Origin of the sequence: Caldalkalibacillus uzonensis, assembly GCF_030814135.1 — a bacterium.
Lineage (GTDB): Bacteria > Bacillota > Bacilli > Caldalkalibacillales > Caldalkalibacillaceae > Caldalkalibacillus > Caldalkalibacillus uzonensis.
In genome coordinates this window covers 48,460-75,085 of the sequence record NZ_JAUSUQ010000013.1, presented here as the reverse complement: position 1 = coordinate 75,085, position 26,626 = coordinate 48,460, and the positions used below count along the sequence as shown (strand labels likewise).

Sequence of the window (26,626 nt, the reverse complement as noted above, 5' to 3'; positions counted from 1 at the left end):
CTCTGTTCAGCACACTTTAAAAAGGAGGTTGATTAAAAGTGACATTAGGAGGTTACCGCCATAAGGAAGCGTGGGTCGATTTGACTGCAGGTACTGTGGAGTACCGGAAGCCTAAGGAAGAAGATCTGCTGAAGTACGTGGGAGCCCGGGGGCTGGGGGTAAAATATCTTTTTGACCACCAGATTTACAAAGTAGACCCGCTCTCACCGGATAACATGTTATGTGTGATGACAGGGCCTTTGACCGGAACCAGAATCAATATGAGCGGACGTTTATGTGTTGTGACCCGCTCACCCTTGACAGGGACAGTGACAGACTCACATATGGGGGGATGGACGGCGGCCAGGTTAAAATGGGCTGGGTTTGATAACCTCATTTTCACAGGAAAGAGTGACAAGCCTGTTTATCTGTATGTGGAAAATGGCCAAGCGGAATTGAGAGATGCTTCCCATTTGTGGGGACAGGGCACACGGGCGACAGTCCAATATATGCGTGATCAATATGGCAAAGATGTCTCGGTGATGGCCATCGGTCAGGCTGGAGAAAACCAGGTGCTGTTTGCCAATTTTATTAATGAAGATGACCGGTCTGCCGGACGGGGAGGCACAGGAGCAGTCGCCGGCTCCAAAAACCTCAAAGCGATCGTCATCAAAGCAGCTCAAAAAGGTAATATGCCCGAACCAGCACGGCCTGATGAATATTCCCAAGCGGTCAAAGCAGGGCTGGCAGCCATTATGGAGGGCGCCTTAACAGCCCCCAAAAAGGGCGGATTGTCCGTTTATGGAACGAACGTATTAATGAATATTATTAATGAAGTAGGGGCACTTCCTGCTAAGAACTCAAAGGAAACCTATTTTGAAACAGCCGATGAGATCAGCGGGGAGACGGTTCGCAATGAGCTCTTAGTCAGTGATCCCACCTGTCATGCCTGTCCTGTGGCCTGTAAGATCGAAGTGGAAGTCAAAGAAGGGCCATATAAAACAAGAGTGGAAAGCTTTGAATACGAATCTGCTTGGGCTTTGGGACCTAATTGCGGCACGTCAAACAAAGAAGCGGTAGCTTATCTGATCGACCTCTGTAATGAATATGGCCTGGATACCATTGAACTGGGCAATACGTTGTCCACAGCCATGGAGGCTTATGAGAAAGGATTGCATCAGGAGCCTATCCTCTGGGGGGATGTGGACACCATGATTGCCTTGACTGAAAAGCTTGCCCGCCGGGAAGGTTTTGGGGATGTGTTGGCTAACGGTACAGCACGGGCAGCGAAGCACTTCGGGGATCCCGATATTGCCATGGTTGTCAAAAACCAGGCTATTCCAGCATATGATCCCCGGGGTATCCAAGGTATTGGTCTGGGTTATGCCACCAGCAACCGCGGAGCCTGTCATTTGCGCGGATACACGGTAGCCAGTGAAATTGCCGGCATTCCCGAACCGACGGACCGCTTAAAGCCGGAGGGGAAAGGTGAACTGCTGAAAATCTTCCAGGATCTCCATGCTTTCTCTGACTCACTTGATTTATGCAAGTTCTCCGCTTTCTCTGAGAATGCGGACTTATATGCCCAACAATATACGGCTGTGGTCGGTATTGATTTGAATGGCGAGGATATCATGAGAATTGGGGAACGGGTTTACAATCTGGAGCGTTATTTTAACAATTTGGCCGGGTTTGGTTATGAAGACGATTTCTTGCCGAAACGCTTTTTGCAGGAACCAGCCGGAGGAGGCTCCAAAGGAGCTGTCAGCCATTTGGATGTGATGCTGAATGAATACTATCAGGTGCGCGGCTGGGAAAAAGGTGTGGTCACCAAGGAAAAACTGCAAGAGCTGGGCATTAATGAAGCGGTTGGTGCTTAGGCCGCATAAAAGCCCTCTGCCGGGTACTGGCAGAGGGCTTTCACCACCCCCTGAGCGTGGAAAACGGTTGGCAGGAGGAAGCACCGTCCAAGAGATCGGATCATCCGCCAGCACGAAATGTTTTCAAGCGGAATGCTTCAACAATCTCTTCCAATTTGTGCTGATTTGAGGATAAAAACCGGACGTGGACTTTGGGCACCTGAGATTGCAGAAAAATGAAGAACTCTTCTCGAGACACATGACATTCCCAGTTTGGATGCTGGAAAACGGTTGTGGAAGCAAGAGACTCCGTACAGATTTGACCGCCCAGCTCGGACAGATAACGCAGGATATCCCGCCGGTTAACACCTCTTATCTCCAGTTGCTCTGTATGCATCGCCTGTTCATGGTGCATAGGTTTACCCTCCGGCAACAGGAGGAAACAGGGCAATTTCATCGTTGGCAGCTACTTTTGTCTCAAGCCCGTTGAGATGGATAATATTTTGGCCGTTGACAAAGACATGGACCAAAGGCTTAAGTGTTTTGTGTTCCGTGAACAACTCCTCTTGCATGGCCGGAAACTGGGCAATCAGGGCATCTAGAACAGACTCAACCGTTTGCGGCGGGGAAAGGTTTATGGTTACACTTTTTCCTCCGCAAATGTCCCGAAAGTTGGCAAATACTTTAATCTTCATTTGTTTTCACCTCACTGTGCAGGGGCATCATCATCCTTTGTTATTATTATTGATGAAGAAAAGGGAGAAGACAAGAAGGAATTGTCTGTCTCATTATCGAAGTTAGAACCAGGGGGGATCACGATGCAATTTTACAATGTGAAATCGGTAGAAGAAACCTTGGCCATTATCAAGCAACACGTCGCTCCGATCAATGCAACAGTAACCCTGCCCCTTCCGGAGGCTAGGGGTCATGTTTTGGCGGAAGATATTATTGCTCCAGAAGATGTCCCTGGTTTTGACCGTTCCACTGTGGATGGCTATGCAGTAAAAGCACAGGACACATACGGCTCTAGTGAATCAACCCCCCAATTTTTGGAGGTCGTCGGGGAGATTGAGATGGGAGAAGAGGTCACGCAACGCCTGCAAGGCGGGCAAGCGATGGCTATTCCTACGGGAGGAATGCTTCCGCCTGGAAGTGACAGTGTCATTATGGTGGAATACTGTGAAAATATGGATGGTCTGTTAAATACATACCGGCAAGTTGCGCCCATGGAAAATGTGATTCAAAAGGGTGAAGATATCCGCCAAGGGGATAAACTGCTGGCTAAAGGTACCCGTTTGCGGGCTCAAGAACTGGGTGCCCTCGCTTCACTGGGGATCACGGAAGTGACTGTCTACCGTCCGATACGGGTTGGGTATTTATCCTCGGGAGATGAAATTGTCCCTTTCCAAACAAAGAGATTGCAAGTGGGACAAGTGAGGGATATCAACCAGCTGACCATTGCTGCCCTAGTAGAAGAGTGGGGCGGGGAGGTTATTTTAGGAGGCATTGTACCTGATGAGTATGAGACATTTAAATGGACAGCACAACGCTTATTTGAACAGGTGGATTTTCTGGTCCTTTCCGGTGGCAGTTCTGTGGGAGCAAAAGATTACACCACTGAAGTGATCCAATCCCTGGGTGACCCCGGTGTGTTGGTGCACGGTGTATCCATTAAACCGGGAAAACCTACGATTTTCAGTATGGCTGGCAACAAGCCTGTGCTGGGATTACCGGGACATCCGGCCTCGGCGATGTTGATTTTTCTTTTATTCGGGCAGACAGCTATGGGCCGATTACAAGGTGAAACAGAGCACAACATCCCCCGTCGGATTGAAGCCCGCATCACCCAAAATATTGCCTCCAGCCCAGGGCGTTCCGATTACATTCGTGTTCGTCTGGTTGAGCGGGAAGGGGAATGGTGGGCTGAGCCTGTGTTGGGTAAATCAGGCCTGATTTCCACCCTGGTTGCCAGTGACGGTGTAGTTGAAATTGCTTCAGTTAAAGAAGGTGTACGGCAAGGGGAATGGGTTCCGGTTTTGTTATTGCGCTAACGGACCGGTTAACAACAAAGCAAGGAGGGGAAAACGGTGAGCAGCAACAAAATGGAACGGACTATATATTTAGAAGATGTGCCCAGAAAAGAGGCACTCAGGCAGCTACTTCATCATTTTAGGACCCCGCGGGAAGTGGAATGGGTACCGACCATCAAGGCATTAGGCAGAGTGACAGCTGAGCCCATCTATGCCCACTTGTCCATGCCCCATTATCATGCTTCAGCCATGGATGGCATTGCGGTCAGGGCTGAAGAGACATTCGGTGCCCATGAACAACGCCCCAAGCAGTTGGTTCAGGGAGAATCATTTGAGTATGTGGACACTGGTGATCCAATTCCAGCAGGTTATAATGCCGTGATTATGATTGAACACGTCCGGGAGCTGGCTGAGGGCAGGGTCGAAATTATCGAACCAGCCACGCCCTGGCAACATATCCGTCCTGTTGGGGAAGATGTGGTCAGCGGGGAGATGCTGCTGCCGCAGGGTCACGTGATCCGTCCTGTTGATCAAGGGGCATTGTTGGCTGGCGGCATCCTTTCTGTACCTGTGGTCAAAAAACCTGTGGTTTCCATTATTCCCACGGGAAGTGAACTGGTTCAGCCAACCGTTGATGTGACACCAGGCCAAATCATTGAGTTTAATGGCACCGTTTTCGCCGGCTATATCGAACAATGGGGAGGTTCACCCCGCTATTATGGGATTGTCAAAGATGATCCGGAACAGATCAAGGCTGCTATTTTGGAATGTGCAGAAACATCCGATATTGTTGTACTTAATGCCGGATCTTCAGCAGGTTCTGAAGATTATACCGTGCATCTCATCTCTGAGCTGGGTGAGGTATTCACGCATGGTGTGGCCACCCGACCTGGCAAGCCTGTGGTGCTAGGCAAAGTAGGAGATACCCCTGTGATCGGTTTGCCTGGCTATCCAGTTTCTGCTTACCTGACGTTGGAATGGTTTGTCCAACCGCTCATTTGTCAGTACTTAGGTTTGACTGTCCCCAGTAGGGCAAAACTGGACGTTACCTTGGGCAGACGTCTTGTGTCCACTATGGGTTCAGAAGACTTTGTCCGTATGAACATCGGCTACGTGAATGGCAAATATATTGCCAACCCCCTGACAAGGGCTGCGGGGGTGACCATGTCTCTGGTCCGAGCGGACGGTTTGCTGATAATTCCTTCTGAAAGCCTGGGCTATGAACAGGGAGAAAAAGTGACCTTGGAACTTTACAAGCCTGTGGAAACCATCCGCAAATCGATTTTGTTTAGTGGCAGTCATGATTTGTCTATTGATTTGTTATCTTCGTTAATTAAGGAACGTGATCAGGACAGGCAAATTATCTCCTCTCATACTGGCAGCATGGCCGGGTTGATGGCCATTAAGAAAGGGGAAGCCCATGTGGCAGGTATTCATCTCCTGGATGAACAGAGCGGTATGTACAACGTCCCATTTGTCAGACGTTATCTAAAAGATCAGGATGTGGTACTGGTTCGCTTTTTGCAGCGTGAGCAAGGGTGGATCGTACCCAAAGGCAATCCCCATCATATCCACTCTGTCCGTGATATTGTTGAACAAAACCTGCTTTACGTGAACCGGCAAAGGGGAGCGGGAACCAGAATTCTGTTTGATGCACTCCTGGCAGAGCATGATTTGTCTTCTGATGATGTGCGTGGCTACGGGCGTGAAATGTTCTCCCATCTTAATGTAGCAGCTGCGGTCAAGGAAGGAACGGCTGATGTGGGATTGGGTATCTACTCAGCTGCCAAAGCATTGGACTTGGATTTTGTTCCAGTAGCTGATGAATCTTACGACTTGCTGATGTCCCGTGAGTTTTACGAAAGTGAAGGAGGACAACTGTTATTGGACGTCATGGTTTCTGAGGCGTTTAAGATCCAAATCGAGCAATTGGGCGGTTATAAAGTTAAAGATATTGGTCAATTAATTCCCCTTTTATAGCCAACCCTTTCGAAAACAGATCATGTTTGGTATGCTTAAATAATAAGATTATCAAGGTGGGAGAGTGTTAACAATGACGGGGAAAGGCCCTGAACATGTGTTGGACCGGCTAAAACGGCCATTAAGAGACTTACGTATTTCAGTGACTGACAAATGTAATTTCCGGTGCAGATATTGTATGCCAGAGGAAATTTTTGGTCCAGATTATCCGTTTCTCCCACAGGAAAAGCTGTTGACGTTTGAAGAAATGACCCGCCTGGTGCGTATTTTTGCCTCTTTAGGTGTCAAAAAGATTCGTATTACTGGTGGAGAACCATTGCTGAGAAGGGAGCTCCCCACCTTAATCGGCATGATCAGAAAGTTAGAGGGCATTGAAGATATTGCCCTAACCACCAACGGTTCCTTGTTGCCCAAATTTGCCACTCAACTTAAAGCAGCAGGATTAAACAGAGTGACCGTCAGCTTGGACAGCTTGGACGATGAACGTTTCGGGAAAATCAACGGCCGCGGATTTAAGGTGCGTGATGTGTTGAAAGGGATAGAAGCAGCTGAGGAGGCTGGCTTGGGCATTAAAATTAATATGGTCGTGCAGAGAGGGGTCAATGATCAGGATATTCTGCCCATGGCTCGCTACTTTCGAGAAAAAGGCCATATTTTGCGTTTTATTGAATTTATGGATGTGGGCAACTCCAACGGTTGGCGGCTGGAGCATGTAGTCCCCAGCCGGGAGATCGTCAAGATGATTAATACCGAGATGCCTATCGAACCCGTTGATCCCAATTACTATGGAGAGGTGGCCTCACGGTACCGTTATAAAGGAACAGATACAGAAATCGGCTTTATTTCTTCAGTGACCGAAGCCTTTTGTTCCACCTGTACACGGGCCCGGCTGTCAGCAGAAGGCGCCTTGTATACCTGCCTGTTTGCCACAGCAGGCACCGACTTGCGCACCCCATTACGCCAGGGTGAAACTGATGAACAGCTGAAGAAGCGTATTGTTGATGTGTGGCACAAGCGGAAGGACCGCTACTCGGAAGAGCGCCTTCAGAACACGAATGCCTTGAAGCGTAAAAAGGTGGAAATGTATCACATCGGCGGTTAAGATAAACATATATTTTAAAACAAACTTATGACAGCACAGAGGAGTGGAGAGATGCCAAAACATAAATTTTTCACTTTTTGTTATGGCGTCATCTTAGTTCTGGCCAGTATTTGGCTGGCCAGTCAGGTTTCATTTATTTTTACCCCCATTAAGGTTGCTTTTCAGACCTTGCTGATGCCGTTTTTGCTGGCCGGTGTTTTATTTTATGTGCTGAAACCGATAATCGATTTTATGGTTGAACACCGCATTAACCGTGTGCTGGCCATTCTGCTGATGTATATCGCCTTAGCTGGGGCGCTGGTGGGGTTAAGTGTGGCTGTGGGGCCTGTTATCCAGCACCAAATGAACCGCCTGATTGAAACTGCCCCCCGCATCGCCGAGCTTTTGTGGCGGCAATGGCTCTACTTTCAGGCCAACCAGGCCAGTTTTCCTGATTTTGTGAATGACTGGATTGAGCAGGCCACAGTTTATATTCAGCAGCTGATGAGTGCGATTGGGCAAAACTTGACTAATATTATCGGTGGGATCACCAGTTTTATTCTTACATTGGTCATCGTTCCGTTTATCTTGTTTTATATGCTTAAAGACGGACACCGTTTTCCCGAGGGGATTATAAGGCTTCTGCCGGAAAGTAAACGGGGTGAGGCCCAAACGATTCTTTCTGGTATGAACAAAGCTTTAAGCACCTATGTCTTGGGACAGGTGATTGTCAGTTCATGCGTCGGCATCATGGTTTATATCGGCTATTTGGTCATTGGCCTCGAATACTCCTTGATTTTGGCCTTGGTGGCCATGTTCACCAATGTGATTCCCTTTGTTGGTCCGTTCATTGGCACGTTTCCGGCTATGATTGTCGGTTTGATCGAATCACCATTGATGATGCTGAAGGTGATTATCGTGGTGGTCATTGCCCAGCAAATTGAATCTAACTTTATCTCCCCGCAGGTGATGGGACGCGTCCTGGACGTTCATCCGCTGACGATCATCTTGTTATTGTTGGTGGCAGGCAGTCTGGCCGGGATCATTGGTTTGATTTTGGCCGTCCCCATTTACGCTGTATCCAAAGTGATCGTGAAACATATGTACCGCTTGTATCAGTTGCGCCTGTCCAACAAATAGGAAAAAGAGAGTGGACGCACCACTCTCTTTTTTGTTCAAGCCGTTGTGCCTTTTTTTCTGGGGTTGGTGCGGCGATAATGCCCACTCTGAAGCGGATCTGGACTTGCGTTGTTAAACCGGAACCAAAGCTTTAACTTAATTGCAGTATATGGACTTCAGCTTGAGTTTGTGACTGCTGGGGTGGGAAAGTCTGATTGGGGAAAAAAGGAGGTAAACCTTTTGTCTGATCACCACGAAGACACCAGTAAAGTAAGCAATCTATCCAAACGGGAGATTCGCCAGCGTATCACGGTGTTAAAAGACCAGTTGACCGATCAGGAATGGAAAATAAGATCAGCCCGGATCAGAGAACGATTAATCAATCATGCAGTATGGCAACAAGCCCAGCATGTGGCCGTTTATCATTCGGTGAACAAAGAAGTGGACACCGTGCCTCTGATAGAGGAAGGCTGGCGGCAGGGCAAGGCCATCTATCTTCCCAAGTGTAATCCCCGCACACGGAAGTTAACTTTCTATAGGGTGGATTCGTTTCATGATCTGGAAGTGGTTTATTACGGCATTCCCGAACCGGATCCAAAGCGATGTGCAGCTCTGGACTTTGCGCACTTACAGTGTCTGATTGTACCTGGGCTTGCTTTTGACAAGCAGGGGTACCGGATCGGCTATGGGGGCGGCTATTATGACCGCTTGCTGGGAGTTTTGCCTGCGGATATTAGCAGGGTCAGCCTCGCTTTTCAGTTTCAAGTGCTTCCTTTTCCCTTGCCCAGAGAAACTTTTGACCAGCCTGTGCACATGATTGTGACAGAAGAAGAACAGATTGTTTGTCAAGGGGAAGGGGATCATGTACCATAAACATAGTGGAAACTGTGGAGGAGAAGTATTCATGAAAAGTGTACGCAAACCGATCACGATTGATGAGGCCATTGAACGTGTTGTGGCCAGCTCTACACTGGGTGATACAGAAACGATATTATTGGAAAAGGCTGATTTCCGTTATTTGGCCGAGGATATCATCGCAGATCATCCTGTACCTATGTTTGACCGTTCCATGTATGACGGATTTGCAGTCAGGGCTAGCGATACGGCACAAGCTCATCCAGATGCCCCGCAAACCTTAAGGGTAACTGAAACGATTGCTGCTGGAGAGCAGGCCAAGGGCCGGCTCCAGCCCGGTACGGCTATGCGGATCATGACGGGGGCTGCCATTCCCCCTGGGGCTGATGCGGTGTTGATGTTGGAGGATGTGCGGGAAGACAAGGATGATCAAGGCCCATACATCGAAGTGACCACGCCAGTTGCACCTGGCACCCATATTTCTCACAGGGGAGAAGATATGGCAGAAGGGACTGTTTTGGCCCGGTCCGGACGGCGTATTGGGCCGGGAGAGAAAGCGGTATTGGCCACTTTCGGTTATCACCGTGTGAAGGTTTACCAGCAGCCGGTGGTTGCGGTACTGGCTACAGGTTCAGAACTTTTACCTGTCGATGCACCACTTGTCCCGGGTAAGATTCGCAATAGTAACTCATATATGGTGGAAAGCCAGCTGAGACGTTTGGGGGCAGTGCCCAAAACGCTGGGCATTTTAGCAGATCATTTTGAAGCATGCTACCATGCTGTGACCAAAGCGCTGGAGGAAGTGGATTTTGTCATTACCACCGGAGGGGCCGCGGTGGGAGACTACGATTTTGTTCAATCTTTGATTGAACGCCTGAACGCCGATCTGCTGTTTAATAAGGTTGCTATGCGGCCCGGAAGCGTGACCACGGTGGCCAAAAAAGGGGAGAAATGGATTTTTGGTCTGTCAGGTAATCCAGCTGCTTGTTTTGTCGGTGTTGAACTGTTTGTCCGCCCAGTCCTAAAGCGGGTTTTAGGGGCACAAGCGTTGCATTTGCCCCGCATCTCGGCCACCTTGGATGTTGATATCACGACAACAAACTCATTTACCCGTTTGATGCGGGCCCGAACAGAATTCCACAACGGAAAAGCAGTGGTTCAACCTGTAGGTCTGGACAAATCTGGGATTATTTCCGGATTGCTTGAGGCAAACAGCATGCTTGTCATTCCAGGAGGGAAGAGATTGAACCGTGGGGAGCAGGTGCAGGTCATGTGGTTGGAAGAGGAGGGGATGCACAATGAGTCAGCTCGTCTATGACCATTTTAAAGTAGTGCGGGCGCCCATTTCTGTTGAAAAAGTAGTCTCAAAAGTGATCCATCCCCATGCCGGGGCCATTAATACGTTTATTGGTACGGTCAGGGAGATCACCAAGGGACGTAAAACATTGTACCTGGAATATGAAGCCTATGTGTCCATGGCGGAAAAGCAGCTGTACAAAATTGGACAGGAAATTATACAGCGTTGGCCGGAGGCCCGCGTGGCCATCACCCATCGGATCGGCCGTCTGGAAATCTCGGATATCGCTGTGGTCATTGCGGTCTCCACCCCGCACAGAGCCGATTCATACGAGGCCTCCCGCTATGCCATCGAGCGCATTAAGGAGATTGTCCCCATCTGGAAGAAAGAGTTTTGGGAAGATGGGGAAGCCTGGATTGGAGACCAGCTGGAAAGAGTGGCCTATCCTAGCGGGAAACCGGAGGGATTGGACGATGATTAATGTTCTATTATTTGCCGGCATCAGGGAAAAAGCGGGCCGGGAGACGATTACTTGTGAACAAACAAGGATTACCGTAGGAGAATTAAAACAATGGCTGGCTGACACCTACCCCGAGCTGGCTGCTGACATACAGCTGGCCATGATTGCGGTTAATGAGGAGTTTGCGGATGATTCGGCTGTTGTGAACGATGGTGACCAGGTCGCCGTCATTCCCCCCGTCAGCGGAGGCTAATGGCAAACACGGAGGCGTTGAACATGAAGGAAGAGCTGAAGCAATCCAGATATTCACGGCAAGTTTTGTTTGCTCCCATTGGAGAAGAAGGTCAAAGGCGCTTGGGAGAAAGCCGGGTGCTCATTGTGGGCATGGGTGCCTTGGGCACCGTTTTAGCCAACCATATGGTCCGGGCCGGAGTTGGGCATGTGCGCTTTATTGACCGGGATTTTGTGGAGCCAAGCAACCTGCAGCGCCAAATGTTGTTTGATGAGCAGGATGCACAGGAAAGTCTGCCCAAGGCGGTCGCTGCCGAGCGGAAACTGAAACATATTAATTCAGAGATTCACATTGAAGGGATTGTAGGAGATTTAACGGCGGCCAATATTGACGAGGTGGCCGGCCAGGTGGATCTAATTCTAGATGGCACAGACAATTTCCAAACCCGCTTTTTAATCAATGATTACGCCTTTAAACACGGCATTCCTTATGTGTACGGTGGTGTGGTGGCGGCACGGGGCATGCAAGCCACGTTTATTCCCGGCCAAACCCCTTGCTTGAGATGTCTGATCAATGAAGGAGAAGGCACTGGTGAGACATGCGACACCAGCGGTGTGCTTGCGCCGGTCGTCGATATCATTGCTTCCTATCAAGCGACAGAAGCTCTTAAAATCCTGGTGGGTAAAAAAGAAGCCTTGCGCACCACTTTGCTCAGCTTTGATCTGTGGCATGGCTTTAGCCATGAAATCAAATTGAACCAGCCCAAAACGGCTTGCCAGACCTGTCAGAAGAAAGAATATCCAGCCCTAGAGATTAAAGGGGAACGTCAAATGACATCCCTCTGCGGCCGGGATACGGTACAAATCACGCCTGCCACCAAGCGTGAGTGGGACTTAACCGAGTGGAAAAAGCGTTTGGAGCGAGTGGGCACAGTGCAATTAACCCCGTTCCTGTTACGGGCAGAAGTAGATGGATTGCGCCTGGTGTTATTCACTGATGGGCGTGTACTCGTGCAAGGCACGGAGGATGTAAACCGAGCCAAAGCCGTTTATGCCAGATATATTGGCATGTAACCATAGATTTGGCGTAACTGGATATGCATTATTTCTCTCGGGCACATATTTTTGACCCGAGAGTTTTTTTGTTTAGACTGAGCGTTAAAATTTGACAACATTCATAAATCTGTTCTATTTTTAACTAATATTCTATGATACAATAATAAATAAAAGTTAGTGCCAATCCATATTATTTTAGGATAAAGAAGGTGGAACGGTGATCCAACTTTACACATTTTCCAGTTGCACATCCTGCCGTAAAGCACGTGACATGTTAAATGAGCATCAAATTCCGTTTGCAGAAAAAAATATGAGTACGGACCCCCTGACCAAGGAAGAGTTGTTACACATCTTGACATATACAACCAATGGCACAACAGAAATTACATCGAAGCGAAGTCAGGATGTGAAGAACCTCCCCTTTGAACTGGATGACTTGTCTCTCAATGAATGGATTAATTTGGCCGTTCAACACCCCGGGATTTTACGACGGCCTTTATTGATCACAGATGAGCAATTGATTGTGGGCTATAATAAAGAAGAGTATACCGGATTTATCAAAAAGTTCAAACTGAAACAGGCCAAAGAGAATCTTAAGCCCGTGGTCTGTTCCTAGAGGCTCGCCGAACGGCGAGTTTTATTCATATAGACCAAAAATATTTTGGGTTTAGCTGGGGAGACTATATAAAAAATCAGGAAGAGGGAGGGTCCCATTTGCATGACAAACAGACCGATCAATCAAAGCTAAAACTGTTGATCATGGTGATATTGGGGTTGACCGTTTTTCTAGTTCCGGGTTTGCGGCGCTTCATGTTAACTCGTCTGCTTCGCAATAAGGTGATGATGTCCTTTGCTTTGAACACACTGCTCTCCGTGCCGTTTATCAGAGACAGATTGCTGCCATCCGCCTTGGCCTCTAAAAGTCATCCTAAACTTCACTAACCCTTTACCATGCTCACAGCACGTTTCTCTGCAAGTAAGAGGAGGGCCCTGCTTTCCATGTGGCATGTGAGAGCAGGTTCCTTTTGTTTTGCTTTTTTATTGCTGCTATAATAACCATAGTGTGGATAAAGGGGAATGGGGCATGTGGCAAAAAATTTATTTTGACCTGGACAACACATTGTTTAGCTACGAATATGCTTTTCAGCATGCCATCAGAGATACTTATCTGGAACTGGTTGATCACTGGAAAGAAGCCCATCTCTCAGTCCCTGATGTGCCTTTGGACGACTGGTTTGAAGTGTTCAAATATTTCAGTGACGTCTACTGGGAAGATTATCAGAACAAACATATAAGTCAGAGGGATTACCGGCGCAAGCGCTATATGGAAACCATGCGTCACTTTCACCTTCCGTGCACCCCGGAGGAAGCTGATCAGTTTCACGCTAGTGCTTACGATCGTGTCCTTGGTTATGTCCAGCCTTTTCCGGGGCTATATCCATTGTTACAATTATTAGCAGATCATCGCTTTGAACTGGGGATTATTACCAATGGGCATGCCCATATCCAGCGCAAAAAGTGTCTTAAGTTAGGTTTGGAGCGTTATATTCCTGATCAACACATATACATATCAGAGGAAATTGGGTTAGCCAAACCAGACCCCGCTTTTTTCAAACTTGTACGAGGAACCTGCTGTCCTGCTGAAGCCGCCCTGTTTATTGGCGATACCTGGGAGCATGATGTTATTGGTGCCCTGGAAGCGGGGTGGCAAGCGGTGTATCTTAACACACAAAACAGACCACGGACCACATCTCATCAGCCCCTGGCTGAGTTTCAGCATTTATATCAGTTTTACCAGTTCATTCAGGAGCTCCTGCGCTAGTCTGGCTGGCGCCAAACAATGATAAGTGGGAAAGAAGGGAACATGGCGTGAATATAGACCTTCGAGATCGTTGGCTCTATGGACTGACATTAGTCCTCATGTGTAATCACAATTTTCAAAAACTGGAGAACCCTTTTCCTGGGAAACAGTACCGTTTTACCGATTTTTTTAATCAACCTTTGCCTGAATACTGGCTGGTGCGTAATAAGGCACGGGACTACCAATTGCTTCGTATTCAGGCTGTCGATACCAGCGGTCCGTCCGACTTGAGCCGCGACTTGCGCCAGCTGGCTGACCACATTCCTTTGTTTCGCAAGCGGCTGCGGGCACGCTCATTACAGGTGACCGCCTTGTATGTATTTCCCCATGGCCAAAAGCTGCTCTTGCCAGAGCATATTCAGGACATGAACAGTGTGGATGATAAACGCAGCCGGCTGTCGGTCCAATTTATCCATGTTCAGGAAGAGGGCTGGCCTTATCCTGAGCTAAGGGCAGAAGGTCTTGACTTAACAGAGGTAAATATTGAAACAGAAGCCCTTTTACCCAAGATCAATCGCCTGGCTCAGTTTCACACCGCACTTGAGTTACAAGACATGATCAAGGCGGAAGAGAAAAGGCAGGAAGAGGCGTTCAACCGGGTTTTCCGATACGGTAAGCCTTACTTGACCATGTTGTTTTTAATCGTTAATATCGGCATGTTTATGTTTTTGGAATGGGTTGGCTCCAGCACGGATCCCCAAACATTAATCACTTATGGGGCAAAATGGAATCCCTTGATTATTGAGGGGGAGTATTGGCGTCTGGTGACACCCATGTTTTTACATATTGGCATCTGGCATCTGATGTTTAACAGCCTGGCACTGTACTTTTTGGGAGGGGCCGTCGAGCGTATCTTTGGCACGCCCCGCTTCTTGTGGATTTATTTGTTTGCCGGTATTTCCGGAACGGCAGCCAGCTTTGCCTTTACCCCAAACTTGGCTGCCGGCGCTTCGGGTGCCATTTTTGGCTGTTTCGGCGCGCTTTTGTACTTCGGGCTCAAACGGCGCGACTTATTTTTCCGTACGATCGGGATGGATATTATTTTTATTTTAATCTTTAACCTGGCCATCGGGTTTGTCATCCCCATGATTGATAACTACGGTCACATTGGGGGCTTGGTGGGCGGTTTCTTGGCGGCAGCCATGGTGAATCTTCCCGGGGAGAGACATTGGCGGGAACGGGCTGTCACTGCTCTTGCCTCAGGTCTGGCCTTGTTTGTCCTGCTTAACGTTGGCTTCAACCAGCCTTTGGATTCGCCTATGTATCATTTGGTTCAAGCGGAAGTGCTCCTTAATGAAGAAAAGGTAGAGGACGCTTTATTCCACATTGAGCGTGCCATGGAGATGGGTCTGAACCGCCCTGAAGTGTATGTTCAACTGGGGGCAATTTATAATTATCAAGAGCAGTATGAGAAAGCAGAGGAAACATTGCTGCTGGCCAAGGACAAGGGGGCTGATCAGGCCGAACTATATTTTCACCTCTCTTATGCCCAGCTGATGCTGGAAAAATATGATGAAGGACGAGTCAATTTACAGGAAGCCATCTCCCGTGATCCAGATATGATGGAAGCTTACTATAACTTGGCATTGGTATATAAAGAACAGAATGAGTACGCCTTCGCCGTTGAGGTGATTGAGCGGGCCTATCAACGGGGGATCAGGGATGAAAAGCTGGAGGAGTTGTATGAGCAAATTTTGCGGGAACAGGACGGCTCATCTTATGTCAGCAGCATGAGTGCGTAATTGTGACATTAAGGGCTGCGTTATTTTGTGTTCATCACCGCCGCGGGTCCGAAATAACAGGTGGAAATGGGAGTGATCACGGGCAATGGCCACGAGCGGCATATGGCTTCCCCTTGTATCGATAGGGTACCGTTTGTCTTGAACATGACCCAGTACATAATGCATGTAGAGGTGCTTCCATATCTGGCCAAGCACCTCTTTTGTCTGGTGGGCCGAGAAAGTGGGCAAATGGTCATTGGTGTAGACAGCCAGCTCATCAAGGGTGTAGATCAAATAATCATGCTCATTTAATTTGAATTTTTCAAGCAACTGTTTTTGTTCATATTTTTTCTGTTGCTTAATCGCATGATCCAAAATCCTTTGCCACTGCTTTTGAGTATTAGTTGTTGGTTCCCGGAACAACGATGGTGTGGAGAGGGCCGAGCTTAAAAGATAGACCTGATCATAACTTATGGCGTTCTGGCTAACCTCTTCCCCGTTCTGATTGTGCTCTGCGTAATGGTAGGTGATTACTTCGTATTTGACGGATTGACTTCCGCCTAGCTCATGGGTTGTTTCCAACGTATCTTTTTTTTGCACGTTGTTGACGAAAAAGTCAGTAAGCGTGCCATTGATAAACAGGAGGGTCAGGTCTTGGAGCCGGTCAACATGCATGTTGGTCTTGGCCTGAACCATTAACCGCAGAGTGTAATGTTCCTTTTTCACTTTTTGCATGGAGAATGTGTTCTGGTGTTCGACAAACCGGATCTCTTGACTGATTGGATGAGCCGGAAATTCCTGTTTTGTTTTGGCTTGGGTGGTGAACATGTTAACAGGAGAGTAGGAGAGAAAAAGCCCCTGACTCGGTACAAGGATGACGAGGAGGAAGACGAAGAACGCCGCTTTTGTTTTCATGGGACGACTCCTTCCTGCAGATGCAATAACTCCTTTTTCCTTAGCTTGTACAGAATCAGGGATTATCATAACAAGGGGTTAAGCATTGGAAACAGAGACGGAACGGGAGACGACCACGGTAGTGTTGGTACCTAGAAAAATCATGAAAATGCCGAGCAAATTAGCCACAGGCAGCGCCAAATGCATATCAAAACGGACAAGTGTCCCTCCGCTGGCCAAAACCAGAGCTCCTGCACCAATCAGCCATCCTGTTTTGCTCTTATGGCGAATGGCGCTGTACAAGGCTCCACCGATTAAAGCCAGGCTGCCAGGGATGGTTCAAAGGTGAGAATAGCCGCACCTCAGCGGGTAAGGCGGCTCCCCCAATTTCCGCTTGCGTGGCAAGCAGCTGATGATCAACTGGAGAGGAGAGAATGGACCAGACAAACCAGATGAAACACAGTCCAATGTATACGCTAAACAGGAGCGCCGATTTATTTAGCTTCAGAAACAGCATTTGCCCCAGGCCCATCAAAGCCACCAGTACAGCGCCGACCACATACCATCCTTTGTACAGCCAGGGGGTCCAACCTGTTAAATGGGCCGTCCAGCTAGCAAATGCGCTAAAGGAGAAAAAGGAAAAAGCTAAAATCCAGGGTATGTAGTGCCAAGAAAAGTGCCTGCTTGCTTTATTGACCAGCATAATGGTAAGCACTAAAGCAATAAATGTTGTTAAAAACCATAAATAGACCACAGGCCGATATCCTCCTTCTGCCCATTTTATGCTTATTTTATCATGCTCCGCTGTCCGTTGCCTTCCTATATTGTTACATGATTGTGACGCTTGGGACATACAATGACAATGGGAGGGAACGCCATGGAGCTGATCAAATGGACCATGCTATGTTTGTTGACGGCACTGACCGGCGCAATAGCCGGGTTTGGGTTTGCCACTCGCCGTGTGGTTGTTGTCTGGTATCATCTAGTGGCTATTATTATATCCGTTTTTTTAATCACCCTTTCTTTTTCTTTTATCGGGCAATGGTTACGAGATTTTCTTTCCATCCGTTTTTTTGAAGTTGTGATTGGTTTGGCCCTCATGGTGATTGGCATCATGATTAGCTTACAACCACCTCTGTACCCAGGTGGGAAAGATTTGCTCCTCTTTACAGTGGCTGTTCAATTAGATGCGGGGTTACTTGGTCTGTCTTACGGCCTCTCTCAGGGCAGCGGGGCTGTGTTGGCCGTCATCTTCTCTCTGTTGCTATTGGGAAGTATGGTTGGGGGAATGATGTTGGGCCAACAACGGTGGTCCAATTGGCGTCTGCAACTTTTTTCTCCTTATCTGGCCAGTGTGGCGCTCATACTGCTCGGATTGATTAGAATGCTGTAATTAGCATGCTATAATTAAGGGGAGACGAACAGACGGAGTGATCGGAATGGAACACCTGAAACAAACATGGCTGTACCACACACTCGTTAAGATCTATGGAAAGCAAAACGTGGTTGTCAGCGGTGAAGAACAGCGCGCCGAATTTGCTTATTTTCCTGTCACAGATGGGGAACACACGTTAGGCTTGATTGGCCTCCCTCAATCAGTACTGGACGAAAAGAGTCAACAATTAATAGAGGCGCTGGTGACGAGACAGCCCGCTTTGTCTATTTGTGAAGAGGCCGATGAAGCTTTGTACTGGCAATCATTTATGACACATGACCCACGTTGCTGGGATGAGCAATGGGACAAATTAAACTATCCGCCAAATACCCTTTTTGGACATGTTTATTTTAAAACCGGACAGAACACTGAGGAGCTTTACCCCCTGTTCAAACAGATTGTGGAAGGCATCCTGGAACAGAAAAGCATCCTGGTTCCCTATGATCAAGAGACGTTTGTGTGGGTGATTCCCGGCTATGATCAATACAAGCCGGCGTTGCCCGAGTTGGTGGGAGGCATCCTGGATACCATACGTGCCGAATGTATGCTGGACTGTGTTTGTTACCTCGGCGAAATGTATAAGATGCCCACCTCACTGAAAGATCATGTGGAGCAAGAGCTGTGTTATTTGAATCTTGCTCTTCATTACCAAGTTAAGGAAAAAATCCTTCATTATCATCTGCTGATTCCTTATTTGTTACTGGAGTCCCTTCCCCAGCAGGAAAGGGAGCAAATGGTGGACAAGCTGATCGGGCCTGTCCGGGATGATCAGGAACTGATCCGTACCATCCGCATGTTTCTCGAACAAAACCTCAATGTGTCGGAGACGGCCAAAAGGATGTACATTCATCGTAACAGCATGCAATACCGTCTGGATAAGTTTATTGAAAAAACGGGCATCGATATCCGGCACTTTGAACAAGCGGCTTGCCTCTATTTTGCCTTGCTGGCTTTATCCCGGTTGGACTAGCCTGTTTGGGCAGTTTTTACAAACAATGAGGAAAAAATTCTGGCACTCTGCCACATAGTTTTCCCAGCCCTGATCATCTACAATAGGAGTTAAGATGAGTCAAGGGAGGAAATGAAATGGCAGGTATTCGTCTGCATCATATTTACAAACGTTACAGTGATGAAGTGACAGCAGTGAAAGACTTTCACTTGGAAATTGAGGACAGAGAGTTTATTGTCCTTGTCGGGCCTTCCGGTTGCGGCAAATCAACCACCTTGCGCATGATTGCCGGTTTGGAGGAAATTTCTGAAGGAGAGCTCTATATTGGAGACCGGCTGGTTAACGATGTTCCCCCCAAAGACCGGGATATTGCCATGGTCTTTCAAAATTATGCCTTGTACCCGCATATGAATGTGTATGATAACATGGCTTTTGGTTTAAAACTGCGCAAGTTTAAGAAGGACGAAATTAAAAAACGGGTACATGAAGCGGCTAAAATTTTGGGCATTGAACATTTGCTGGAGCGCAAACCCAAGGAACTGTCCGGCGGGCAGCGGCAGCGTGTGGCCTTGGGACGGGCCATTGTCCGGGAACCGCAGGTGTTCCTCATGGATGAACCGTTGTCCAACCTGGATGCCAAACTGCGTGTACAAATGCGTGCTGAATTGACCAAACTGCATCAACGCCTGAAAACGACCATTGTTTATGTTACCCACGACCAGACCGAAGCGATGACCATGGCCACACGGATTGTGGTCATGAAGGACGGCGTGATCCAGCAGGTGGGTGCTCCTAAAGAGGTGTATGATTACCCCAACAATGTGTTCGTTGGCGGCTTCATTGGTTCCCCGGCCATGAACTTTATTAACGGCCGTCTAGAAAATGGCAAGTTTATCGTTGGAGAACAAGAACTGGTCGTGCCTGAGGGCAAGATGAAAAAGCTGCAAAATTACATTGGCAAAGAAGTGATCCTGGGGATTCGTCCCGAAGATATTCACGATGAGCCGCTGTTTATCGAGTCCTCACCAGGATCTGCGATCGATGCCCATATTGAAGTGGCCGAATTGATGGGCGCCGAAACTTACCTGTACAGCAAGCTGGCCGGGAATGACTTCATTGCCCGTGTTGACTCCAGAACAGATGTGAAAAACGGTCAAAACCTGAAACTGGCCTTTGATATGAACAAAGTGCACTTCTTCGATGTAAAAACAGAGGAGCGTATTAAATAAGCGCCGTTATGTACCAAAATCATGCTTAAATCTTACTCAAAGGATGAAGAAGATTGACAGCACACACACACTACTATTTCGGTCTCGATCTTGGAGGAACGTCTATTAAAGGGGCTGTAGTCTCAGAACAGGGAGACATTGTCTATAAAACCACTCAACCAACAGCTGTTGGGAACGGAGATGCTGTTGTTCAACAAATGGAGGATATGCTCAACGAGGCCCTAAGGAGCTTGCAGACGGACCGCTCACGGATCAAAGGGGTGGGCATCGGAGCCCCAGCGTTTATGGATTTGACATCAGGCTTTGTGTATGAAGCGGTCAACCTTGGTTGGAAAAACTATCCCTTAAAGGAACGCCTGGAAAGCTTACTTAATATGCCAGTGGTGGTCGATAACGATGCCAATACCGCTGCATTAGGAGAGATGTGGCAGGGAGCCGGTCAAGGAGAAACAGAGCTGCTGTGCATTACCTTGGGCACCGGACTGGGAGCAGGGGTGATTGTCCACGGCGATATTTACCATGGAGCCCGGGGGAGTGCTGGAGAAATGGGACATGTGACAGTTGTTCCCCAGGGTGGTCACCCTTGTAACTGCGGCAAGACAGGCTGTTTGGAAACCATTGCTTCGGCTACTGGCATTGTCCGGTTGGCCACCGAAGCGTTACAAAGTGCTGGGCCATCTGTAGCGGAAACCAGTGTCTTAGGGCCTGTCTGTCGCTCCGCAGGCCGACTTACCGCCCGCCATGTGGCAGAGGCGGCCCAAAAGGGAGACCAACTGGCCCAAGGCGTGTTGAATAAAGTGGGTTATTACCTTGGTCTTGCTCTGGCTAATTATGCGGTGAGTTTCAATCCGGCCAAAATCGTCATTGGGGGTGGGGTTTCCCAAGCAGGAGATGTTCTGTTTTCCCCCATCCGGGAAACGTACAAAACATTTGCCTTGACACACCTTACAGGAGAGATTGAGATTGTACCGGCAACATTGGGGAACGACGCCGGTGTGATTGGTGCCGCTTGGCTGGTTCACGCAAGACTTTAAAAAGATCAAAGGAGTCCACGGCTCTTATACCGCGGACTCTTTTTAATTGGAAGATGGGCGTCTTTAAAAAATTGGGCTGGCTGAACGGGACAGTCGCACAGGCGGGTGCGGGAGTGAATATATTGCAAGAGGACGTCACAATTCTCTGGTTAAATCGCTGGAAAGGAGGGTCAAGAGTGAACAACCATTCCCCTCATCCTAAATACCTGCAGCAATATTATCCTGAAGAATATCCTTCATTCCCGCAGATGCATATCCCCCTGAACCATCAGCCAGGTATCCATCAGCAATCCAGTTGGAACAGCATGCACATGAGTTGGAATGCCGCACATGCTCCTGCTCAAGGCCTCTTTAATCAGATTTTACATTATCTATTGCAAGCCATCCATGATGAAGCCCAGGCCATTGACTTTTACTCCCGACTGAAGCGCATGGCTCCTGATCAGCTCCACCAGGATTTTATCCATCATGCCCTGGAAGATGAACAGCACCATTTGCAAGACTTCATCCAATTGTATGTTGACTTAACGGGACAACAACCTCACTACCGCATTCAGCCAGTTGCCTTTCAAACGTATCAAGAAGGAGTATTCAAGGCCTATCTGGCCGAATTGGAAGCCTATGAATTTTACCGGGACATGATGCTCATGTCTCATGATATACAGATTCGGGATACGTTTTTCAGAGCGATGACAGACGAGATTGAGCATGCCTCCCGATTCAGCTTCCTCTACTTCACCAGTGCTTGGTTTAAAAGGGAGGACCAACTTCAAGTTCCGTTTCAGGAGCCGTCCCAAGGTTCATCCCCAAAACCGATGCCAAATCAAAGTGAACAAGACAATACGTAAAAAAAAAGCCCCTTATGAGGGGGCCTTTTTGCTTAGGTGCCAAACCCGAGGAAACAACCGCATCCCACGATAATTAACAGGATAAACAACACCACAATCAAAGCAAATCCGCCACCAATCGGGGTAACAGGGGGATAACCAGCTACCGGACCGTAACCAACAGGACGACCACAGCAGGACATGCGCTCTCCTCCTTCCGTCGTTCTCCTTTGTTTCGACCCTTTTGCCAGGTCACATTATATCTTATTCCCGGGTTGTGAAAAGGCTTGGGCGCTTGTCACTTTACTTAAGAAAACCACATTTGTCCCGCCCACTGGGCCAGCATATACAACAGGGGAACAGTGATCAGTGCCAAGAGCGTACTGAGAGTGACCCCAGCCGCAGCAAAGGTTGCGTCTTTTCCATATTGCTGGGCGTATAAACAGATGGTGGGAGCCGCTGGCATGGCTGTGATCATAAAAGCGATGGTCACCAGTATAAAGGGAACCGGCAGAAAACTAAAGGGAAGCAACAGGAGAGGAAGGAGTACTAACTTAAGGGCACAAGCGATCCACAGGGAACGGTTCAAACTAAGCCGCCCCATATCTCGCTTATTCATATTGGCCATGAAGCTGCCAATCATGATCATAGACAGCGGAATGGTCATCAGACCAACGCTTTCTAACACAGATGAAAGTGTAGAGGGCCAGTGAAAGGGGGTTAAATAAAACATAAAGCCCAAGGCAGTTGCCAGCACGCCAGGATTAAGTAGGAGCTGAGACCAGTTAAGCATTGTGCTATGCCTGGCCACAATAAAGATACCGTAAGTCCAAATGAAAAACAGGTAGGGTATGTTGAAAATGGCTGCATAAACAATGCCTTGCTCACCGAACAGCAAAAAACAGACGCTGTACCCCAAAAACCCCTGATTGCCAAAAGTCACAAGGCCCTGCCACACACCCTCACGGGAGGAAGACAGCGGAAGGCAGGTGGACAACTGACGGCTGACAAGGCAAGCTGTTATGAGGGCAAAAGCTGAAAGCAGACACAGCCAACCGGCGTGGGCCAACAGATGTCTGGAAAAGGGGATGTCCATCGAGTACAAAATCAGCGCAGGTAAAGTAATATACAGCAACAGACGGGTAAGAACGTTGTCAGCACTTACGTCCCATATCCCTTTCTTTTTTGCTAAGAAGCCGATCAGGGCCATGATGTATAAAACGATTAGCTCTTCAAACAAATGATGAAACGGACTCACAGTTTTCCCTCCTTCCCCATCATATGGCAAGAGGGGGCATAAAGACACTTTATCTCTATTGGTTAAGGAGAATTTGTGAGGAAATGAAAGGAAATAAGGCGGATTATATGAATTTGGTATCTAATTGGAGCACACCACAACTGAGACTGACAAAGAAAGATATATAAGAAAATGGGCTGTTTGTGACTGGAGAGGTGTTCCTGTTATGATTAATGATGATTCTTAAAATTGCCAAAAAAATAAAGCAGAGGGGGAAAACATACATAATGAAACCTTGCTTAAAAATAGGCATGTTGATATTGGTTCTTGCTGTTATAACGGCATGTGGCGCTAATCCGGAAGATATTGAGGCACCAGATGTTGATCTCAATGAGTCTTCAGGTGGAGAAGGGTCTGAACTAAGTACATTGGAGCGAGCACAGCAAGAAGGGGTTATTCGAGTCGGTTTTGCCAACGAACGCCCTTATGCTTATGCGACTGAAGCAGGAGAACTGACCGGATTAAACGTGGAAATTGCCCGCCGTGTGTTTCAAGAACTGGGCATTGAGGAGATAGATGGCAGCCTATCCCAATTTGGTTCCTTAATCCCAGGGCTGCAGGCTGGACGGTTTGATGTGATTACAGCGGGCATGTATATCACCCCTGAGCGGTGCCAGGAAGTGTTGTTTGCCGAACCTGAATACAGCATCGGGGAAGCACTGGCTGTTCAAGCTGGAAATCCGCATAACTTGACCAGCTACGAAGATATCATAGCCAACCCGGATGTCACTGTGGGTATTATGACTGGTGCGATTGAACATCAATACCTAACGGCTATGGGTATTGACGAAAGCCAGATACAAAATGTTGAAGACAACCCTTCGGCAGTTGAGGCCCTTAAAGCCGGCCGTGTCGATGCGGTCACCATGACAGGCCCGTCTTTGCGTGAAGTGATGGACACATTCGGTGACCATTCCATTGAGATTGTGGAAGATTTCACACAGCCGGTGATTGACGGTGAAAGTGTCAGAGGGTATGGATCTGCTGCTTTCCGTAAAGGAGACGAGGACTTTGTGGAAGCATACAATGAGGTGCTGGCCCAATTAAAAGAATCCGGTGAGTTATTAGAGATCTATGAACAGTTTGGTTTTACTGAAGATGAACTCCCCGGAGATATGACAACAGTTGAACTTTGTGGGAAGTAAGGAAAAGGGTAAGGGCATCCTGGCTGGGGATGCCCTGTTTTAACCATAAACTAGAACAGGATGTGATTGCCATTCTTTCAACAGATGCATGGATATTGTTACTACAAGGTGTAAGTGTGACGGTTCAACTGTTAGTATATTCTGCTATTTTCGCCTTTATTATTGCTTTTGTCGCTGGTTTTGGACGTCTGTCCAAATATGGAATCGTCAGGGGCATAACTATCACTTATGTGGAATTTTTCCGCGGGACATCCCTGCTGGTTCAATTATTCTGGTTCTTTTATGTTTTACCGTTTTTTGGTCTGGAGCTGCCGGCTTTAATGGTCGGAGTAATGGCCTTGGCTATGAATTATGGAGCCTATGCTTCTGAAATTGTGCGCAGTTCTGTTTTGGCCATTCCCAAGGAACAAACGGAAGCTGCCATTGCGCTGAATATGACCTATTGGCAACGCATGCGCCGGGTTATTTTGCCGCAAGCGATTAAAATTATGCTGCCGGGATTCGGCAACATCTCCATTGAGCTGTTAAAGGGGACCGCATTGGTTGTTTTAATTGGGGTTAACGATGTTACCTATATGGTTAAACAGATTTTGATCCCCAGTGGGGCAGGAACCCAGTATGAAATGTATTTATTGCTTCTCGTGATCTATTTTATCCTGGCTTTGCCGCTGATCTTAACTGCCCGTTGGCTGGAGCGGCGTGCCTCTCTTGGAGGGTATAGCCGATGACATCATCAGTGATTTGGAATTGGGAGTATGCAGTGGCTGTCTTCCCTATTATTTTCCAAGCGATGTGGGTGACACTGTCGGCCACCGTTTTGGGATTTATGCTGGCCTTAATTCTGGGACTGGCTTGGGCCTTGGCGCGCCGGTCAACATTTAAACCTTTGGCTTGGACTGTTGCCGGAATTGTTGAGTTCATTCGCAGCACCCCGCTTTTGGTTCAGTTGTTTTTCCTGTATATGGCCTTTCCCCAAATCCCGTATATCGGTGTCACCCTTGATGCGTTTACGGCGGGTGTTATCGGCTTGGGTGTGCACTACAGTACGTATTTGTCTGAAATATACCGCAGCGGGATTGAATCAATTCCAAAAGGGCAATGGGAAGCCAGTACGGCCCTTAATTTCTCCAAGGTTCAAACTTGGACCAAGGTCATCCTGCCCCAGGCTATTCCGCCAGTATTGCCCATGTTTGGCAACTACTTAATCGTTATGTTTAAAGAGACACCTTTATTAGCGGCGATTACCGTAGTAGAAATGTTACAGGTATCCCTTATTATCGGTTCACAATCTTTCCGCTATATTGAACCGATCACCATTGTAGGTTTGCTATTCCTTCTGTTGAGCTATCCCTCTGCCCTTTTGGTCAGACGGCTGGAGCAGAAGATGAAAAACCGCTATGCCAGTGGGAATAAAAAAGTAACAAGAGAGGAAGTGACATTATGAGTTCTGCAACTACAGCGGAGAATCACCAGCTTATGGAAGTTTCTGCGGTGGGAACTCCGGAACCGATCGTCCGCTACAAGAATGTAAGTAAATCTTTTGGTGACTTGGAAGTGCTTAAACAGATTGATATGGATATAGCTCCGGGGGAAAAAGTGGCTTTGATCGGGCCCAGCGGTTCTGGCAAAACGACCGTGGCCCGTATGTTAATGACCTTGGAGAAACCCACTTCCGGGGTGATTGAAGTCAATGGCGAACCGTTGTGGCATAAGGAAGTGAACGGCAAGCTGGTTCCTGCCGATCAAAAACATTTGAGACGGGTCCGTGCCAACATTGGCATGGTTTTTCAGCAGTATAATCTGTTCCCCCATATGACCATTCTGCGTAACTGTACCGAAGCGCCTATCCATGTTCAGGGTGTTCCAAAGGACCAAGCGATTAAACGGGCAACAGAAATGTTGGAAAGGGTAGGGCTGGGAGATAAACTTGATGCTTATCCCAGCCAGCTGTCTGGCGGGCAGCAGCAAAGGGTGGCCATTGCCAGAGCAGTGGTAATGAGACCCAAAGTGATGTTGTTTGATGAAGTAACTTCGGCTCTGGATCCGGAATTAGTGGGGGAAGTATTGGCGGTGATTAAAGATTTAGCCAGAGAAGGTAACATGGCCATGATGCTGATTACCCATGAGATGGATTTTGCTTATGATGTAGCTGACCGTGTAGTGTTTATGGATCAAGGCTACATTGTTGAGCAAGGGCCACCTAAACAAGTGCTGGAAAATCCGCAGACAGAGCGTCTCCAATCCTTTATCCATCGCTTTCGTAATGGATCCTGATCTGTTATACTAG

General features: G+C 47.9%; 30 protein-coding genes. 23 read left to right on the top strand and 7 right to left on the bottom strand.

Annotation, left to right across the window (positions count from 1 at the left end; translation table 11 throughout):
* Positions 1-38 precede the first annotated feature (38 nt).
* A complete protein-coding gene (locus J2S00_RS15660; protein ID WP_307341902.1) occupies positions 39-1,859 on the top strand; it encodes an aldehyde ferredoxin oxidoreductase family protein in 1,821 nt (606 codons plus the stop codon).
* 100 nt (positions 1,860-1,959) lie between these two features.
* Here the strand turns inward: J2S00_RS15660 and J2S00_RS15655 are convergent, their stop codons facing one another.
* On the bottom strand, positions 1,960-2,253 hold the full coding sequence (locus tag J2S00_RS15655) for a MoaD-like domain-containing protein (protein WP_307341900.1): 294 nt from the start codon (positions 2,251-2,253) through the stop codon (positions 1,960-1,962).
* Positions 2,254-2,257: 4 nt separating this feature from the next.
* Complete coding sequence (locus J2S00_RS15650) at positions 2,258-2,533, bottom strand: ubiquitin-like small modifier protein 1 (protein WP_307341897.1); 276 nt, start codon at positions 2,531-2,533, stop codon at positions 2,258-2,260.
* A 123-nt stretch (positions 2,534-2,656) separates the two neighbouring features.
* Here J2S00_RS15650 and J2S00_RS15645 point away from each other — a divergent pair, with 123 nt between their 5' ends.
* The 13 genes from J2S00_RS15645 (at position 2,657) to J2S00_RS15585 (ending at position 15,550) form a co-directional block, all read left to right on the top strand.
* A complete protein-coding gene (locus tag J2S00_RS15645) occupies positions 2,657-3,889 on the top strand; it encodes a molybdopterin molybdotransferase MoeA (RefSeq protein WP_307341894.1) in 1,233 nt (410 codons plus the stop codon).
* A 51-nt stretch (positions 3,890-3,940) separates the two neighbouring features.
* Positions 3,941-5,848, top strand: a complete 1,908-nt coding sequence (locus J2S00_RS15640) for a molybdopterin biosynthesis protein (RefSeq protein ID WP_307342016.1) — start codon at positions 3,941-3,943, stop codon at positions 5,846-5,848.
* A gap of 73 nt (positions 5,849-5,921) precedes the next feature.
* Positions 5,922-6,950 carry a GTP 3',8-cyclase MoaA gene (moaA, locus tag J2S00_RS15635; RefSeq protein ID WP_307341891.1) on the top strand — a complete coding sequence of 343 codons (1,029 nt, stop codon included), beginning with the start codon at positions 5,922-5,924 and terminating at the stop codon, positions 6,948-6,950.
* Between the two features lie 51 nt (positions 6,951-7,001).
* The gene (locus J2S00_RS15630; protein ID WP_307341888.1) at positions 7,002-8,069 is read left to right on the top strand and encodes an AI-2E family transporter; all 1,068 of its coding nucleotides are present in this window, start codon (positions 7,002-7,004) and stop codon (positions 8,067-8,069) included.
* A gap of 219 nt (positions 8,070-8,288) precedes the next feature.
* Positions 8,289-8,921, top strand: a complete 633-nt coding sequence (locus J2S00_RS15625) for a 5-formyltetrahydrofolate cyclo-ligase (RefSeq protein ID WP_307341883.1) — start codon at positions 8,289-8,291, stop codon at positions 8,919-8,921.
* 31 nt (positions 8,922-8,952) lie between these two features.
* Positions 8,953-10,221 carry a molybdopterin molybdotransferase MoeA gene (locus tag J2S00_RS15620; RefSeq protein ID WP_307341880.1) on the top strand — a complete coding sequence of 423 codons (1,269 nt, stop codon included), beginning with the start codon at positions 8,953-8,955 and terminating at the stop codon, positions 10,219-10,221.
* The gene (locus tag J2S00_RS15615) at positions 10,202-10,681 is read left to right on the top strand and encodes a molybdenum cofactor biosynthesis protein MoaE (protein ID WP_307341878.1); all 480 of its coding nucleotides are present in this window, start codon (positions 10,202-10,204) and stop codon (positions 10,679-10,681) included. The genes J2S00_RS15620 and J2S00_RS15615 overlap by 20 nt, the downstream gene beginning before the upstream one ends.
* Complete coding sequence (gene moaD, locus J2S00_RS15610) at positions 10,674-10,913, top strand: molybdopterin converting factor subunit 1 (protein ID WP_307341875.1); 240 nt, start codon at positions 10,674-10,676, stop codon at positions 10,911-10,913. The genes J2S00_RS15615 and moaD overlap by 8 nt, the downstream gene beginning before the upstream one ends.
* Before the next feature lie 23 nt (positions 10,914-10,936).
* A complete protein-coding gene (locus J2S00_RS15605; RefSeq protein WP_307341872.1) occupies positions 10,937-11,965 on the top strand; it encodes a ThiF family adenylyltransferase in 1,029 nt (342 codons plus the stop codon).
* Positions 11,966-12,164: 199 nt separating this feature from the next.
* Positions 12,165-12,563 (top strand): Spx/MgsR family RNA polymerase-binding regulatory protein, encoded by a 399-nt coding sequence (locus J2S00_RS15600; RefSeq protein WP_307341869.1) that lies wholly within the window; start codon positions 12,165-12,167, stop codon positions 12,561-12,563.
* A 98-nt stretch (positions 12,564-12,661) separates the two neighbouring features.
* Positions 12,662-12,889 carry a hypothetical protein gene (locus tag J2S00_RS15595; RefSeq protein WP_307341866.1) on the top strand — a complete coding sequence of 76 codons (228 nt, stop codon included), beginning with the start codon at positions 12,662-12,664 and terminating at the stop codon, positions 12,887-12,889.
* 142 nt (positions 12,890-13,031) lie between these two features.
* Complete coding sequence (locus J2S00_RS15590) at positions 13,032-13,769, top strand: HAD family hydrolase (protein ID WP_307341863.1); 738 nt, start codon at positions 13,032-13,034, stop codon at positions 13,767-13,769.
* A gap of 98 nt (positions 13,770-13,867) precedes the next feature.
* Positions 13,868-15,550, top strand: coding sequence for a rhomboid family protein (locus J2S00_RS15585; protein ID WP_307341860.1), 1,683 nt, complete (start codon positions 13,868-13,870; stop codon positions 15,548-15,550).
* On the opposite strand, the gene J2S00_RS15580 is transcribed toward J2S00_RS15585, so the two are convergent.
* The 3 genes from J2S00_RS15580 to J2S00_RS15570 form a co-directional block, all read right to left on the bottom strand.
* Positions 15,521-16,444, bottom strand: coding sequence for a hypothetical protein (locus tag J2S00_RS15580; protein ID WP_307341857.1), 924 nt, complete (start codon positions 16,442-16,444; stop codon positions 15,521-15,523). The two genes, J2S00_RS15585 and J2S00_RS15580, sit on opposite strands and share 30 nt — an antisense overlap.
* A gap of 78 nt (positions 16,445-16,522) precedes the next feature.
* Positions 16,523-16,726: a hypothetical protein gene (locus J2S00_RS15575; RefSeq protein ID WP_307341854.1), complete on the bottom strand. Its 204-nt coding sequence runs from the start codon at positions 16,724-16,726 to the stop codon at positions 16,523-16,525.
* Positions 16,704-17,177, bottom strand: a complete 474-nt coding sequence (locus tag J2S00_RS15570) for a hypothetical protein (protein ID WP_307341852.1) — start codon at positions 17,175-17,177, stop codon at positions 16,704-16,706. Before J2S00_RS15570 ends, J2S00_RS15575 begins: the two co-directional genes overlap by 23 nt.
* Positions 17,178-17,300: 123 nt before the next feature.
* Between J2S00_RS15570 and J2S00_RS15565 the strand changes: the two genes are divergently transcribed.
* The 5 genes from J2S00_RS15565 to J2S00_RS15545 all read left to right on the top strand — a co-directional run bounded on the left by J2S00_RS15565 (position 17,301) and on the right by J2S00_RS15545 (position 21,918).
* The gene (locus J2S00_RS15565) at positions 17,301-17,816 is read left to right on the top strand and encodes a hypothetical protein (protein WP_307341849.1); all 516 of its coding nucleotides are present in this window, start codon (positions 17,301-17,303) and stop codon (positions 17,814-17,816) included.
* Between the two features lie 46 nt (positions 17,817-17,862).
* On the top strand, positions 17,863-18,828 hold the full coding sequence (locus J2S00_RS15560) for a PucR family transcriptional regulator (protein WP_307341846.1): 966 nt from the start codon (positions 17,863-17,865) through the stop codon (positions 18,826-18,828).
* A gap of 116 nt (positions 18,829-18,944) precedes the next feature.
* Entirely contained in the window at positions 18,945-20,036 is a 1,092-nt protein-coding gene (locus J2S00_RS15555; protein WP_307341842.1) for an ABC transporter ATP-binding protein, read from the top strand.
* 53 nt (positions 20,037-20,089) lie between these two features.
* Positions 20,090-21,070: an ROK family glucokinase gene (locus J2S00_RS15550; RefSeq protein WP_307341838.1), complete on the top strand. Its 981-nt coding sequence runs from the start codon at positions 20,090-20,092 to the stop codon at positions 21,068-21,070.
* Positions 21,071-21,246: 176 nt separating this feature from the next.
* The gene (locus J2S00_RS15545; protein ID WP_307341835.1) at positions 21,247-21,918 is read left to right on the top strand and encodes a ferritin family protein; all 672 of its coding nucleotides are present in this window, start codon (positions 21,247-21,249) and stop codon (positions 21,916-21,918) included.
* Between the two features lie 32 nt (positions 21,919-21,950).
* Here J2S00_RS15545 and J2S00_RS15540 read toward each other — a convergent pair whose 3' ends face one another.
* On the bottom strand, positions 21,951-22,100 hold the full coding sequence (locus J2S00_RS15540) for a YjcZ family sporulation protein (protein ID WP_307341833.1): 150 nt from the start codon (positions 22,098-22,100) through the stop codon (positions 21,951-21,953).
* Positions 22,101-22,204: 104 nt separating this feature from the next.
* A complete protein-coding gene (locus tag J2S00_RS15535; protein WP_307341830.1) occupies positions 22,205-23,155 on the bottom strand; it encodes an AEC family transporter in 951 nt (316 codons plus the stop codon).
* Positions 23,156-23,421: 266 nt separating this feature from the next.
* Here J2S00_RS15535 and ehuB point away from each other — a divergent pair, with 266 nt between their 5' ends.
* From ehuB to ehuA, 4 genes are read left to right on the top strand one after another with little or no spacing between them, the layout of a single operon-like run.
* Complete coding sequence (gene ehuB, locus J2S00_RS15530) at positions 23,422-24,339, top strand: ectoine/hydroxyectoine ABC transporter substrate-binding protein EhuB (RefSeq protein ID WP_307341827.1); 918 nt, start codon at positions 23,422-23,424, stop codon at positions 24,337-24,339.
* A gap of 29 nt (positions 24,340-24,368) precedes the next feature.
* Entirely contained in the window at positions 24,369-25,067 is a 699-nt protein-coding gene (ehuC, locus tag J2S00_RS15525; protein ID WP_307341824.1) for an ectoine/hydroxyectoine ABC transporter permease subunit EhuC, read from the top strand.
* On the top strand, positions 25,064-25,783 hold the full coding sequence (gene ehuD, locus J2S00_RS15520) for an ectoine/hydroxyectoine ABC transporter permease subunit EhuD (protein WP_307341822.1): 720 nt from the start codon (positions 25,064-25,066) through the stop codon (positions 25,781-25,783). The genes ehuC and ehuD overlap by 4 nt, the downstream gene beginning before the upstream one ends.
* A 32-nt stretch (positions 25,784-25,815) precedes the next feature.
* Positions 25,816-26,613 (top strand): ectoine/hydroxyectoine ABC transporter ATP-binding protein EhuA, encoded by a 798-nt coding sequence (gene ehuA / locus J2S00_RS15515; protein WP_307342012.1) that lies wholly within the window; start codon positions 25,816-25,818, stop codon positions 26,611-26,613.
* The last annotated feature ends 13 nt before the right edge of the window (positions 26,614-26,626 follow it).